We start from the raw sequence: 14,354 nt of genomic DNA on the forward strand, positions 1-14,354 counted from the left end.
AGTTTCACCGTGACTGTCATTGACCTGGAGTCGTACGAGGACGCCCTCGCGACGTACGACCCCGTCATGGGCCTCGAGGTCCATGTCGAGCTGGGCACCAAGACCAAGATGTTCTGCGGCTGTTCCACCGAGCTCAAGCAGGACGCCAACTCGCAGACCTGCCCGGTCTGCCTCGGTCTGCCGGGTGCGCTCCCGGTGGTCAACGAGATCGGCGTCGAGTCCGCCATCAAGATCGGGCTCGCGCTGAACTGCGAGATCGCCGAGTGGTGCCGCTTCGCCCGGAAGAACTACTTCTATCCGGACATGCCGAAGAACTTCCAGACCTCCCAGTACGACGAGCCGATCGCCTTCGACGGCTATCTGGACGTCCAGCTGGAGGACGGCGAGATCTTCCGCGTGCAGATCGAGCGCGCCCACATGGAGGAGGACACCGGCAAGTCGACGCACGTCGGCGGTGCCACCGGCCGCATCCACGGCGCCTCCCACTCGCTGCTCGACTACAACCGTGCGGGCATCCCCCTCATCGAGATCGTCACCAAGCCGATCGAGGGAGCCGGCGCACGCGCCCCCGAGGTCGCCAAGGCGTACGTCGCCGAGCTCCGCGAGCTCATCAAGGCGCTCGGCGTCTCGGAGGCCCGGATGGAGATGGGCCAGATGCGCTGCGACGTCAACCTGTCGCTTCGCCCGCACGGCCGCGAGGAGTTCGGTACGCGCTCCGAGACGAAGAACGTCAACTCGCTGCGTTCCGTCGAGCGCGCCGCCCGCTTCGAGATCCAGCGCCACGCCGCGGTGCTGAACTCGGGCGGGACGATCGTGCAGGAGACCCGGCACTTCCACGAGGAGGACGGCTCCACCACGGCCGGCCGCATCAAGGACAACGCCGAGGACTACCGCTACTTCCCCGAGCCCGACCTGGTCCCGGTCGCCCCGTCCCGCGAGTGGGTCGAGGAGCTCCGCAAGGGGCTCCCCGAGCTGCCGCGGCTGCGCCGCAAGCGGCTGAAGGAGGACTGGGGCGTCGGCGAGCACGACATGCAGTCGATCCTCAACGCCGGCGCGGTCGACCTGATCGTCGCCACGACGGACGCGGGCGCACCCTCCGACCAGGCCCGCAAGTGGTGGATGGGCGAGCTCGCCCGCAACGCCAACGAGACCGGCCGCAGTCTGGACGAGCTGCCGGTGACCCCGGCGCAGGTCGCCCGGGTGGCCGAGCTCGTCGCCGCCGGCGACCTCAACGACAAGCTGGCCCGCCAGGTCCTCGAGGGCGTCCTCGCGGGTGAGGGCGATCCGGACACCGTCGTCGAGAAGCGCGGCCTGAAGGTCGTCTCCGACGAGGGCGCGCTGGGCACGGCGGTCGACGAGGCCATCGCGGCCAACGCGGCGATCGCCGACAAGATCCGTGGCGGAAAGGTCGCCGCGGCCGGCGCCCTGGTCGGTGCGGTCATGAAGGCCACCCGCGGCCAGGCGGACGCGGCGCGCGTGCGTGAGCTCATCCTGGAGAAGCTCGGCGTCGAGGGCTGACCCGGGCATCCTGCCGAAGGGGGCGGAGCATCCACCGGATGTTCCGCCCCCTTCGGCGTACCGGGGACTGGATCGGACCGGGCGGCGCCCCGTCCGCCGGCGCACTCCGCGGGGCACCCGCCGGACATTCACCACCGGGCCGTACGGACGCCTTCCCGGCGCCACCTGGCTTGTCTACCTTCCGGACGTACCACTGGATTTCGGGAGGCTCAATTGGCTACGGACATTTCACGGCGACGGCTCTTCACGCTCGGCGGCGGCGCTCTCGGGGCCGCTGCCGCGGGCTCGCTGCTGCCTCCGTCGCTCCAGGCCGCGATGGCCGCGCAACCGCAGCACGCGGCGGGGTCCGGTGGGCTCCGGGACATCAGGCACGTGGTGATCCTCATGCAGGAGAACCGTTCGTTCGACCACTACTTCGGCATGCTGCGCGGGGTGCGGGGGTTCGGTGACCGCAACGCGGTCGAACTGCCCTCCGGCAGGCCGGTCTTCGAGCAGCCGGGGCCGCTCGGCACCACGGTGCTGCCGTTCCCCGTCCGGGACGCGGCGGCGGCCCAGAAGCAGGACCTCCAGTACATCGGCGCCCTCGACCACTCCTGGAGCGGCGGCGCCAAGGCCTGGGGCGATGGCTGGATGAACGGCTGGGTCTCCGCGAAGACGGCCGCGACCATGGCGTACTACGACCGCCGGGACATCCCGCTGCACTACGAACTCGCCGACACCTTCACGGTCTGCGACGCCTACCACTCCTCCGTACACACCTCGACCAGCCCCAACCGCAACCACCTCTGGAGCGGGATGACGGGCTTCGAGGCGAACGGTGAGCGGGCCGTCGGCAACGACGCGTACGACGAGGGCACGCATCCCGGGTACGGCTGGGGCACCTACGCGGAACGGCTGGAGAAGGCCGGGCGCAGCTGGCGTACGTACACCGAGTGGGAGAACTTCACCGACAACCAGATCGAGTTCTTCAGCACGTTCAAGGCCCTGGCGCGCAAGGCCCTGGCGGCGACGGGCGGGCACACCTACATGGAGTCCTTCTACGCGGCCGTGCGGGACGCCGGGGCTGGGCCGGAGCGGGACCGGCTGCTGGGGCTGCTGGAGGAGGGCGTCGCCGCGCTGACCCGGGCCGAGCGGAGCCTGTTCGAGCGTGGACTGCGCCGGGTGGAGACGGGGACGCTGGCCGACGAGTTCGCCGCGGACGTCGCGGCCGGCACGCTGCCCGAGGTGTCCTACCTGGTGCCGTCCGCGGTGGACTCCGAGCATCCGAGCGTCTCGTCCCCGGTGCACAGCGCGACGATCGTCTACAAGGTCCTCGACGCGCTCGGCAGGCATCCCGACGTGTGGCGGCACACCGCCGTCCTCATCAACTACGACGAGAACGACGGCTTCTTCGACCACGTGCCTCCACCCGTACCTCCCGCGGAGGTCGCCGAGGAGCGCTGGCAGGGCAAGCCCACCGGGCTCGGCGTGCGGGTGCCGCTCCTGGTCGTCTCGCCGTGGACGGTCGGCGGGTACGTCTGCTCCGAGGTCTTCGACCACACGTCGGTGATCCGTCTCCTGGAGCGCTGGACGGGTGTGGAGGAGCCGAACATCGGCGCTTGGCGCCGCACGGTCACCGGCGACCTCACCTCGGCGTTCGACTTCCGGCGGGCGCGGCGGCAACCGGAGGTGGCACACCCGGGTGGAGTCCCGCCCTTCGGAGGGCGCTGGCAGCCGAAGCCGCCCGCCGCCCAGCACATGCCCGTCCAGGAGCCCGGCGTCCGGCCGGCCAGGCCCCTCCCGTACCAGCCGGACGCGCAGGCCGTGCGGGTGGAAGGCGGGCTGCGGGTGTCGCTCAGCAACAGCGGAAGCTCCTGGGCACACTTCGCGCTGTACCCGTACGCCGGCGAGTTCCCCGTCCCGCAGCACCGCGACGTCCGAAGGGCGGCGCGGCTGGCCGTGCCCCTCGACGGCGAGCGGTACAGGTTCACCGTCACCGGACCGAACGGCTTCCGGCGGGAGTTCGAGGGGGCCGCCCACAGCCCCGCCGAACTCGCCTCCAGGATCGACGCCGACGAGCGCGACCTGCACCTCACCCTGCGCAACACCGGGCGGCGCACGCTGACCTTCACCGTCCGGCCGCTGGCGTACGCCGAGGAGGACGACCTGCTGGACTGGACCCGGAGGGTCGAGGTCAAGCCCGGCCGCAGCCGCACGGTCGTGCACTCGGCGGCCGACTCCCACGGCTGGTACGACCTCGACGTGACGACCGACGGAGGATCCTTCCGGCGGCGGCTGATGGGACACATCGAGAACGGCCGGCCGAGCGTCTCCGGGTGACGGGTGACGGCTTCCCCGGGGGAGGGGCTTGGAGCGGCCGTGGCCGGGGGCCCGCCGACGAAGGCGGAATCCGAACGGTGTGACCATCACCACGAAAGCGGCATATGGTCATTAATGGCTGACAGAGTGAGCCTTCCAGGTCATGCGGCCTCGTGGGACGTTCCCGTCATGTCCCGCGAGGCCCACGAACCCCAGGAGCACGTCCGTTGGCCGCCATCGCACGCTGGTGCCTCAGGCACCGCCTCGCCGCTGTCCTCATCTGGCTGTTCGCACTCGGCGGCGCCGCCACGGCGGCCGGCTTCGCGGGTTCGGCGTACTCCAACGACTACGAGGTGCCGGGCACCGAATCCGGCCGCGCCGGTGAACTCCTCCAGGCGGGCTTCAAGAACATCGGAGGGGACACCGCCTCCGTCGTCTGGCACACCCCCGCCTCCGCCTCCGTCCGCGATGCCGGTGTGGAGCGGACGATGACCGGGACGCTGCGTGCGATCGGCGCGCTGCCCGGTGTCGGTGACGTGGCCGGCCCGTACGGAGCGACCGGCGGCCAGGAGCAGATCAGCCAGGACGGGCGCACCGCCTACGCCACGGTCACCTTCGACCACCGGGCCGACGAGATCCCGCCGGAGCGGGTGCGGGCCCTCGTCGAAACGGCGCGTGCGGCCGGGAGCGACGGGCTTCAGGTCGAACTGGGCGGCACCCCCCTCGCGCTGACCGAGGCGCCGTCCGTCCACCTGGGCGAGGCCGTCGGGGTCGTCGTCGCGGCGGTCGTGCTCTTCCTCGCCTTCGGATCGTTCGCTGCCAGTCTGCTGCCCATCGCCACCGCCCTCGTCTCCGTCGGCACGGCGTACGCGGCGATCGTGCTGCTCGGCCACGTCATGACCGTCGCCGACTTCGCACCGATGCTGGGCATGCTCATCGGGCTCGGCGTGGGCATCGACTACGCCCTCTTCATCGTCACCCGGCACCGGCGAGGCCTGCGACGCGGCCTGTCCGTGCCGGAGGCGGCGGCCGACGCCGTCGCGACGACGGGCCGCGCCGTCGTCTTCGCCGGAGCCACGGTCTGCGTCGCCCTGCTCGGCATGCTGGTCCTGCGGCTCGGCTTCCTCAACGGCGTCGCCATCGCCGCGTCGCTCACGGTGGTGCTGACCGTCGCGGCGTCGGTGACGCTGCTGCCCGCGCTGCTCTCCTTCATCGGCATGCGCGCCCTCGGGCGGCGTGAGCGCGGCCGGCTCGCCGAGTCCGGGCCGCAGCCCGAGCGGGCCACCGGCTTCGCCGTCCGCTGGTCCGCCTTCGTCGAGAGGCACCCCCGGCTGCTGGGCGCGGTCGCAGCCGGCGTCATGGCCGTGCTGGCGATCCCCACCCTCTCCCTGCACCTGGGCACGTCCGACCAGGGCAACAACCCCGCCACGGCAACCACCCGGCAGGCGTACGACCTGCTGGCCGACGGGTTCGGCCCCGGCGTCAACGGGCCGTTGACGGTCGCCGCGCATCTCGACGGCGCCGACGACCAGCTCGCGATGGGCGGTCTGCCCGCCGTACTGCGCGGCACCGACGGCGTCGCCTCGGTGAGCCCCGTGACGTACAACGGCAGCGGTGACACGGCGTTCGTCACCGTCGTTCCCGAGTCGGCTCCGCAGTCGCAGCGGACCAGCGAGCTCGTCGACCGGCTCCGCGACGACGTCCTGCCGCGGGTGGGGGAGGCCACCTCGCTGGAGACACATGTCGGCGGGGTGACGGCGAGCTACGACGACTTCGCGCAGATCATCGTCGGTAAGCTGCCGCTCTTCGTCGGAGTGGTCATCGCGCTCGGCTGCCTGCTCCTGCTGCTGGCGTTCCGCTCACTCGCCGTCCCGCTGAAGGCCGCCGTGATGAACGTGGCCGCGGTCGCCGCGTCCTTCGGCGTCGTCACAGCGGTGTTCCAGTGGGGCTGGGGGAGCGAGCTGCTGGGGCTGGGCAGCGCGGGTCCCATCGAGCCGTTCCTCCCCGTGATCATGGTCTCGGTCCTCTTCGGGCTCTCGATGGACTACCAGGTCTTCCTCGTCGGCCGGATGTACGAGGAGTGGCTCGCGACCGGTGACAACTGCCGGTCGGTGCGGGTGGGCCTCGCCGAGACCGGCCGGGTGATCAACTCGGCCGCGGTGATCATGATCTCGGTCTTCCTCGCCTTCGTGCTCAGCGGCGACCGTGTCATCGCCATGTTCGGCATCGCTCTCGCCGCCGCGGTCGCACTCGACGCGTTCGTCCTGCGCACCCTGCTGGTCCCCGCCCTCATGCACCTGCTCGGGGGCGCGAACTGGTGGCTGCCCGCCCGGCTGGACCGTCTCCTGCCGCGTCTCAGCATCGAGCCGCCGGAACGCCCGGTCCCGAGTGCGGGGATCCCGGGGGAGCGCACGGGCGTCGAAGCCCCGGCCGCCCCGCAGAGCCTTCGCTGAGGCATCACGACGAACGAGGAGACGTACGGTGTTCACCGTGTCACTGGATGACGACGGGGCGGAGCTCCGGCCGCTCGAACCCTGGCAGGCGCAGGAGTTCCTGGCCCACATGGACCGGGCACGCGGCCTTGTCGACCCGTGGATCCCCTTCGCCTCGGCCGCCACGGACCTCCCCTCCGCACGCGCTCTGCTCCAGCGCTACGCTGACAAGCAGGCCGCCGACACCGGCCGCATCCACGGGATCTGGCTGGACGGCACGCTCGTCGGCGGCGTCATGTTCCGGATATTCGAGGCGGAGACGGGCAACTGCGAGATCGGCTGCTGGCTGGAGCCGGCCGGGCAGGGCCGGGGCCTGGTCAACCGTGCCTCACGGGCCCTGATCGACTGGGCCGTGGACGTACGCGGAATGCACCGCGTGGAGTGGATCGCCTCCGCCGCCAACATCCGCAGCGTCGCCGCCGCGGAGCGCCTCGGGATGAGGCGGGACGGCGTGCGCCGGGAGGCCTACCTGTACCGGGGTGTGCGCCACGACGAGGAGATCTGGTCCGTCCTGGCCTCGGAGTGGCGCGCTCGGCGTTAAGGAGGTTCTCATACGGGACCCCTAGCGTGCGGCGTATGAACACCACCCCCTCCACCCCGACCACCGACGACACCGAGGAGAGGAAGACGGCCGACGGCACCGCCGTCGTACCGGGCCCGGCGAAGAAGGCCGCTCCCACGGAGGGCGACGCCGTGCCGGAGGGCGTCGCACCGGGCGTCACCGCGTCCGACGTGACGGCGATGGACGTCGCCGCGACCGACGCCGCCGCCGAGGACGGTCTCGAAGTCGAGCTGGAGCCAGACGCGCACGCCGAGGCCGAGGCCGCCGCATCCGCCGGGACCGGCGCGGGCGCCGCCGCCGTCGTGGCCGCCGCGCTCGGTGTCGTCTCCCTCTCCGGAGCGTGGACCGGCCGGGTCGCCGCCGAGCGCGAGACGCTGATCGGCCAGATCAAGACCTCCGGCGGCGGCGGCAGCGCCGCCCAGCAGATCTCCGAGATCTACGGCGACGCCTGGCACAGCACGGCCCTCGTCAACGGAGTGTTCGCCCTCCTCGCCCTGCTCGTCGGCGTCTTCGTCCTTGTCCGTCCCGCCTTCGGCACACCGTCCGTCCATCCGCAGGCGGGCTGGATCCGCTCGGTGGCCTGGGCCGGCATCGCACTCGGCGTGCTCGGTGTACTGATCTCCGTGGGCATGTACCTCGACCTCTTCGTCGCCATGCCGTCGGCCGCCGCCGGCAGCTGATCACCCGGGGCGGGCCCTGGGTTCCCACGACCGGGGCCCCGCCTCCCCCGCCCGACGCGCTGGCAGCTGCCGCGGGAGGGGAGGCCGGGCGCACGGTACGAGCGATCCGTGCTCCGACCCGCCTTCCGCGTCCTGGAGGAGACCACCGGTTGTGCCACCCCCCCCCGCACGACAGCCTCCGGCACGCCGCCCCCGCCGGTCGCCGGCCGTCAACGCACCTCGAGGAGCAGGATCCGGTCGTCACCCGCCTTCGGGGTGCCGCGGCCGTCCGTGTTGCTCGTGACCAGCCACAGCTTGTCCCCACCCGCGGCGAGCACGGTGCGCAGCCGCCCGTACTTCCCTTCGAGGAACGCCTGGGGGGCCGCCAGCGGCTCTTCGCCCGACTTGCCCGACAGAGGAATGCGCCAGAGCCGCTCGCCCCGGAGCCCCGCCATCCAGATCGATCCCTCGGCGTAGGCGATTCCACTCGGCGAGGCCTCCGAGGTCTTCCACTGGGCCACCGGGTCGACGAGACCGGACTCGCCCTTCCTGCCCTCCACCTTCGGCCAGCCGTAGTTCCTGCCCGGCTCGATCCGGTTGAGCTCGTCCCAGGTGTTCTGGCCGAACTCGGCGGCCCAGAGGCGCTTTCGGCCGTCCCAGGCGAGGCCCTGCACATTGCGGTGGCCGTAGGAGTAGACCACCGAGTCCGCTTCGGGATTGCCGTGCACCGGTTCGCCGTCGGGGGTCATCCGGAGGGTCTTGCCCGCAAGGGACGAGGTGTCCTGGGCCAGACCCGTGTCGCCCGTCTCGCCCGTGCCCGCGTACAGCATGCGGTCCGGGCCGAACGCGATCCGTCCGCCGTTGTGGATGGACCCCTTCGGAATGCCCCGCAGGATGGTGTCCGGTGCACCCAGCTGCTGGCCGGGGGGCTTCTTCTCGTCGTACTGCATGCGTGCGATGCGGTTGTCCGACTCGGTGGTGAAGTAGGCGTAGACCAGGTGGTCCGCTCCGAACGTCGGGGCGACAGCCAGGCCGAGCAGGCCGCCCTCACCCGCCGGGGCGACCCCCGGCACCGAGCCGAGCAGTGTCTTCCCGCCGCTCTCGCCGTCGATCCGGGTGATCGTCGCCTCGTCACGCGAGGCGACCAGCAGGTCGCCCCCGGGCAGCGCCGCGAGGCCCCAGGGGGACGCCAGGCCGTCGGTGAGCGTCTTCACCACCTCGACCGATCCCCTGGCCGGAGGCAGGTCCGCCGTGGGGCTCTTCGAAGCCGGGGGAGCCGACGCGGTGCCCGTCGGCGACGCGGAGGCACCCCCGCCCACCGCCGGACCGTCCTCGGACGAGCATCCGGACAGCAACAGGCAGGACGAGGCGAAGAGGGCCACCACGCCCTTGCGCAGTACGGGACTTTGCACAGCACCGATCCTTTCGACGGTCGCACGACCACTGTTCTCACACCGCAGCGTTCCCTCGGGTTCCCGAGCTCCGGCAATTCTCCCGCCGCCGGATCAGTCCCACGACCCGCGGGCGCGTGGCAGCCCGGCGATCTCGACGAGATCCCGGTCGTCGAGCACCAGTCCCGCGGCCTCGGCGTTCTCCACGGCCCACCGCTCCCGCTTCGCGCCGGGCACGGGCACCACGTGGCGGCCCTGGCGCAGCACCCACGCGAGCGCCACCTGCGCGGGAGTGGCGCCGTGCCGCTCCCCGACCCTGCGCAGCCCCGCCACCACCGGCTGGTTGGCGGCCATCATCTCCGAGGTGAACCGGGGGTGCCTGGCCCGTGGATCGTCGGGCTCGAAGCCGTGGCCAGGCTTGAGCGTCCCGGTCAGATAGCCGCTGCCGAGCGGCATCGCGGCCAGCACGCCCACACCTCTCGCCGCGCACCAGGGCAGCAGGTCCTCCAGCGCCTGGGGCGACCACACTGACAGCTCCGCCTGCACGGCGCTGACCGGGAAGACCTGCTGAACCCGCTCCAGTTGCCGAAGCGTCGCGTCGTGCATCCGCGCCCCCGGCCCGCGACCGGCCCGCGCGCCCACCGCGCACAGTCCCAGCGCCCGCACCTTGCCCGCGCCCACCAGGTCCGCCATCGCTCCCCAGGTCTCCTCCACCGGCACCTCGGGGTCCGCCCTGTGCAGCTGGTAGAGGTCGATCACGTCGGTCTGCAGCCGCCGCAGCGACGCGTCGCAGGCCCGGCGCACATAGCCGGGGCGCCCGTTGGCCACGATGTGCTGGTCCCCCACGAGCAGGCCGCACTTGGTGGAGAGGAAGGCGTCGGACCTGCGGCCCTTGAGCGCCCGCCCGACGAGCAGTTCGTTCGTGAACGGGCCGTACATGTCCGCCGTGTCGAGCAGCCGGACGCCCGCGTCCAGCGCGGCGTGCACCGTACGCACCGAGCGGTCACCGCGCTGCTGCGACGTGCTGTAGGCCCAGCTCATCGGCATACAGCCCAGCCCGACCGCGCCCACGGACAGGGCCGCCGCACCGATAGTCCTGCGCTCCAACTCCCCGAACCCTCCCTCGGCTGCGCGATCATGGGACCACCAGCACCCCAAAGTAACCTCTGCCGTACCTCGCCCTTCGCATAGCCTCCTGACCATGACTTCTTCATCTGCCACCGACGTATGGCTGCCCTTCCCCGCCGACGAGGTGGACGGGCTCCCCGAGGGCCTCGACTACCGCTTCTGGGACGGCGGCCGGGACTATCCGGCGGATCCCTCCGACTGCGGGTTCTACGTCGTCCCCTACATGAAGGGCCCCGAGGTCGCGGTCCGTCCGCTCGACGCGATGAAGCGGGTCGAGGTCGTCCAGACCCTCTCGGCGGGCATAGACCACGTGGAACCGGGGCTCGGCCTCCTGCCCTCCGGGGTGCGGCTGTGCAACGCCAAGGGTGTGCACGAGGCCTCGACCGCCGAGCTCGCGCTCGCCCTCGTCCTCGCCTCGCTCCGGGGGTTCCCCGGCTTCGTGCACGGCCAGGACGAGGAGGAGTGGCGGTCCGGCTTCTATCCGGCACTCGCCGACAAGACCGTTCTCGTGGTGGGTTACGGATCGATCGGCGCCGCCGTCGAGGACCGGCTCGAACCCTTCGAGTGTGCGCGGGTGCTGCGCGTCGCACGCTCCGCGCGGACCACCGGGCGCGGTCCCGTGCACGCGCTCGGGGACCTCCCCGCGCTGCTGCCCGAGGCCGACGTCGTCATCCTGTCCACTCCGCTGAACCCGTCCACACGAGGCCTGGTCGACCGGGACTTCCTCGCCGCGATGCGGGACGGCGCACTGCTCGTGAACGTAGCCAGGGGAGGCGTCGTGGACACCGCGGCCCTGCTGGCCGAACTCGAGTCCGGACGCCTGCGTGCCGCACTCGACGTCACCGACCCGGAACCCCTGCCCGCCGGCCACCCCCTCTGGCACGCTCCCCACACGCTGATCACTCCCCATGTGGGGGGCAGCACCTCCGCGTTCCTGCCCCGGGCCAAGCGGCTGCTGACCGGACAGCTCACCCGGTACGCCGCCGGGGAGCCGGTCGCCAACCTCGTCCTCACGACCGGCTGACCGCTCGCCGAACGGCTCCGACCGCACCGAGTTCCCACAACACCCCAGGTGGTCACGGAGAGTAGAGAAGCTATGTCCCTGAGTGACGGCTCTGGTGTATCGTCCGGAAGAGGGCTGCGCCGTGGAAGGGACGGCGTCGGGGGAGGAAGCCGAACGCGAGGGGGCGACGGGCGATGTGCGGCCAGTGGAGAGACGATCCGAAGCGGCGGGGCCGACGGGCGGGGCCGGCGGCACCGAGGGTGCCGGGGCCCACCCGCGGAGTTCCCCGGTGAGCGCCCTCGGGGCCATGCTCGCCCGGCAGCCCGCCACCGGGCGGACCACCGGGCTGCGCGCCCAACTCGCCCTGGCCACCGTCTGCGCCGGATACGGCGTGGGGGCGGCCGTCGGCTGGGGATCGCCCGGAGTCGCCCTGTTCATGGGGGACTTCGGCCTCAGCGTCGCCGCCCTGATCGCCGCAGTCTCGTGCTTCCGCTACGCCCGCGCCGGCGACATCCGGTTCCGGCCGGCCTGGCTCCTCTTCTCGCTCTCCTCGGCCATGGCCGCCGGAGGCAACGCGGTCTGGGGATGGTACGAGGTGGTGCTGGGGCGCACGGTGCCCTCCCCCTCCCTCGCGGACGTCTTCTTCCTCTGCTTCGCGCCGCCCGCCATCGTCGGCCTGCTCGTCCTCGCCAAGAGACCGGTCAGCCGCGCCGGCTGGGTCTGCCTGGTGCTGGACGCCTGGCTGATCGGCGGGTCCCTGCTGACGCTCTCCTGGAGCCTCGCACTCGCCCACACCGCGCACGCGGTGAACGCGGCGGGCGAGAGCGTGGCCAGGGCGGCGCTCTCGCTGGCCTACCCGCTGCTCGACATCGTGCTGGTCTCCATGGTCCTCGCCCTGCACTTCCGGCGGGTCAACGTGAACCGCTCCGCGGTGAACACGGCCATCGCGGGCCTCGCCCTGACCGTGCTGTGCGACGCGCTGTTCACCGCCCCGCTGCTGCGCTCGGTGTACCACTCGGGACAGTTGCTCGACGCGGGCTGGTTCGCCGGCTCCCTGCTCCTCGCCTACGCACCCTGGGGGGCCCGTCGCGACGAGGACAACGCTGTCGGGGCCCTGCCCGAACCGCGTCCGCAGAGCCGCCCGGTCACGGGATCGCTCGCCGCGCTCACGCCGTACCTCGCCGCCGCGGTGTGCACGCTCGGCATCCTCTACAACGTGGTCGAGGGCCGCCGGGTCGACCGCCTCGTGGTCCTCACCGGCTGCACGGTGGTGCTCGCCCTGGTGCTGCGCCAGGCCATCATGCTCCTCGACAACATCGCCCTCACCCACGAACTGGCCCAGAAGGAGAACCACTTCCGCTCCCTGGTCCAGGGGTCCAGCGACGTCATCATGATCGCCGAGCCCAGCGGTGTGCTGCGCTACGTCAGTCCCGCGGCGGCCGGGGTCTACGGCCGTCAGGCCGAGGACCTCGTCGGCGCCGAGCTGGCGTCGGTCATCCACCCCGACGACCTCGGGGCAGTGGTCCACGAGCTGAGACGCTTCCTCGCCGCCCCGCCCCGCGACGAGTCCACCACCCGTATCGAGTGCCGCTTCCGGTCGGGCACGGGTGACTGGCTCCACGTGGAGTCCACCGTCAACCGCCACGAGGGCGGTCTGCTGCTGAACAGCCGGGACGTGACCGAGCGGGTCAGGCTCCAGGCGCAGTTGCAGCACAACGCCGAACACGACCCGCTCACCGACCTGCCCAACCGGGCGCTGTTCACCACCCGCGTCGGCCGGGCGCTCGGCGGGCGGAGAGCCGGCGACCCCGGCACCGCGGTGCTCTTCATCGACCTCGACGGCTTCAAGGCCGTCAACGACTCCATCGGCCACCAGGCGGGCGACGAACTGCTCGTCCAGGCCGCCCGACGGCTCCAGGAGTCCGTGCGCGGCTCCGACACCGCCGCACGCCTCGGGGGCGACGAGTTCGCCGCGCTCATCGCCGGCGACGGCACCCGTGACCAGGCCGCAAGGGAGTGCCAGGTCCACGAGATCGCCGAGCGGCTCCGTCTGCGGCTCTCCCAGCCGTACCGGATCGGCACCGGCGAGGTCCGGGTGGCCGCCTCCATCGGAGTCGCCTTCGCCGAGCCGTCCATCACGCCCAAGGACCTCATGCGCAACGCCGACCTCGCCATGTACCGCGCGAAGGCCGGCGGCAAGGACCGGGTCGAGCTGTACGCCCCCCAGATGCAGGCCGACGTCGTGCGCAGGTCCGAGCTGGCCGCGCGGCTGCGAACCGCCCTGCGGGACGGCGAGTTCGCCCTGCTGCACCAGCCCGTCGTCCACCTCGCCAGCGGCACCGTGGCGGCCGTCGCCGCGCAGGCGCGATGGCGCTCCGCCCAGGGCGTCCTGTTCACCCCGGCCGAGTTCCTCAGGGCGCCCGCCGACAGCGAACGCGCAGCCGAGCTCAGCACCTGGCTCCTGGAGGAGGCGGTCGAACAGGCCGCCGACCGCGCCGGGGCCGGGCATCCCGTCCCCGTCTGCGTGCGGGTGCCGGCCTCCCGGCTGCTGGACCGGACACTGCCCCCGGGGTCGGTCGAGGCACTCCTGACCCGGTACGGCCTCCCCTCCGGCTCGCTGATGATCGAGGTGGCCGACAGCGACCCGCGGAACTCCTTCGAAGAGCTGGAGCAGCGGCTGGTCTCCCTGCGCCGCCTCGGCGTGCGTATCGCGCTGGACGGCTTCGGCAGCGGGTACGCCGCCGTCAACGCCCTGCGCCGGCTCCCCATCGACGTACTGAAACTGGACAGGTGCCTGGTGGAGGGCGTCGTCGAGTCGGCGAGGCTGCACAAGATCACCAGTGGGCTCCTGCGCATCGCGGGCGACCTCGGGATGCAGTCCGTCGCCGACGGCGTGGACATGCCCGAGCAGGTGCGCGCGCTGCGCGCCATGGGCTGCACGCACGGCCAGGGAACGGCCTTCGCCGGGCCGCTGGACGAGTACCGTCTGCGGCGGACCCTGGTGCGCGGGAAGTACCCCGTCCCCGGCGCCGCCCCGACCGCTCGCCCGGTGCTCGCGGGCGGCTCGATCCCGCTGCAGAGCCGCTCACATGATGAGACGCCCGTCCCACCCACTTGACACCGTATACGTGCCGGAGAGAGGGTCAATGCCATGCGCACCCGAATTCTCGTACTTGGAAAGCGCGTCGGCTGAAGCAGGGTCACTCATGGACACCCTGCAGACCGCACCGGCGCGCTCCCCTCGCTTGCCTCACGGCACGAGGGGTTTTTTGTTGCACCGGGGCCCCTCAAAACCCCGCAAAC

The 14,354-nt window shown here is 72.0% G+C and carries 9 protein-coding genes; 7 read left to right on the plus strand and 2 right to left on the minus strand.

Going from position 1 to position 14,354, the window contains the following annotated elements; all coding sequences use genetic code 11:
• Positions 1-9 precede the first annotated feature (9 nt).
• The 5 genes from gatB to AB0I83_RS08200 all read left to right on the plus strand — a co-directional run bounded on the left by gatB (position 10) and on the right by AB0I83_RS08200 (position 7,550).
• Positions 10-1,518 carry an Asp-tRNA(Asn)/Glu-tRNA(Gln) amidotransferase subunit GatB gene (gene gatB, locus AB0I83_RS08180; protein ID WP_363304024.1) on the plus strand — a complete coding sequence of 503 codons (1,509 nt, stop codon included), beginning with the start codon at positions 10-12 and terminating at the stop codon, positions 1,516-1,518.
• 213 nt (positions 1,519-1,731) lie between these two features.
• Positions 1,732-3,837: a phosphocholine-specific phospholipase C gene (locus tag AB0I83_RS08185; RefSeq protein WP_363304025.1), complete on the plus strand. Its 2,106-nt coding sequence runs from the start codon at positions 1,732-1,734 to the stop codon at positions 3,835-3,837.
• A gap of 206 nt (positions 3,838-4,043) precedes the next feature.
• Positions 4,044-6,269 carry an MMPL family transporter gene (locus tag AB0I83_RS08190; RefSeq protein WP_363304026.1) on the plus strand — a complete coding sequence of 742 codons (2,226 nt, stop codon included), beginning with the start codon at positions 4,044-4,046 and terminating at the stop codon, positions 6,267-6,269.
• A gap of 28 nt (positions 6,270-6,297) precedes the next feature.
• Entirely contained in the window at positions 6,298-6,849 is a 552-nt protein-coding gene (locus tag AB0I83_RS08195) for a GNAT family protein (RefSeq protein WP_356531060.1), read from the plus strand.
• Positions 6,850-6,875: 26 nt separating this feature from the next.
• The gene (locus AB0I83_RS08200) at positions 6,876-7,550 is read left to right on the plus strand and encodes a hypothetical protein (protein ID WP_363304027.1); all 675 of its coding nucleotides are present in this window, start codon (positions 6,876-6,878) and stop codon (positions 7,548-7,550) included.
• Positions 7,551-7,759: 209 nt separating this feature from the next.
• Here the strand turns inward: AB0I83_RS08200 and AB0I83_RS08205 are convergent, their stop codons facing one another.
• A complete protein-coding gene (locus tag AB0I83_RS08205; RefSeq protein ID WP_363304028.1) occupies positions 7,760-8,941 on the minus strand; it encodes a PQQ-dependent sugar dehydrogenase in 1,182 nt (393 codons plus the stop codon).
• Between the two features lie 93 nt (positions 8,942-9,034).
• Positions 9,035-9,991, minus strand: a complete 957-nt coding sequence (locus AB0I83_RS08210; protein ID WP_363304095.1) for an aldo/keto reductase — start codon at positions 9,989-9,991, stop codon at positions 9,035-9,037.
• Positions 9,992-10,121: 130 nt separating this feature from the next.
• On the opposite strand from AB0I83_RS08210, the gene AB0I83_RS08215 reads away from it, so the two are divergent.
• Together AB0I83_RS08215 and AB0I83_RS08220 are read left to right on the plus strand one after the other, a co-directional pair.
• Positions 10,122-11,072: a 2-hydroxyacid dehydrogenase gene (locus AB0I83_RS08215; RefSeq protein WP_356839680.1), complete on the plus strand. Its 951-nt coding sequence runs from the start codon at positions 10,122-10,124 to the stop codon at positions 11,070-11,072.
• A gap of 268 nt (positions 11,073-11,340) precedes the next feature.
• Complete coding sequence (locus AB0I83_RS08220) at positions 11,341-14,169, plus strand: EAL domain-containing protein (RefSeq protein WP_363304029.1); 2,829 nt, start codon at positions 11,341-11,343, stop codon at positions 14,167-14,169.
• Positions 14,170-14,354: the final 185 nt, after the last annotated feature.

This window comes from Streptomyces sp. NPDC049970 (assembly GCF_040660235.1).
Classification (GTDB): Bacteria; Actinomycetota; Actinomycetes; order Streptomycetales; family Streptomycetaceae; genus Streptomyces.

Excerpts from the sequence above, each read along its gene's own strand:
- AB0I83_RS08215 (WP_356839680.1), top strand. The coding sequence starts at position 10,122 with ATGACTTCTTCATCTGCCACCGACGTATGGCTGCCCTTCCCCGCCGAC.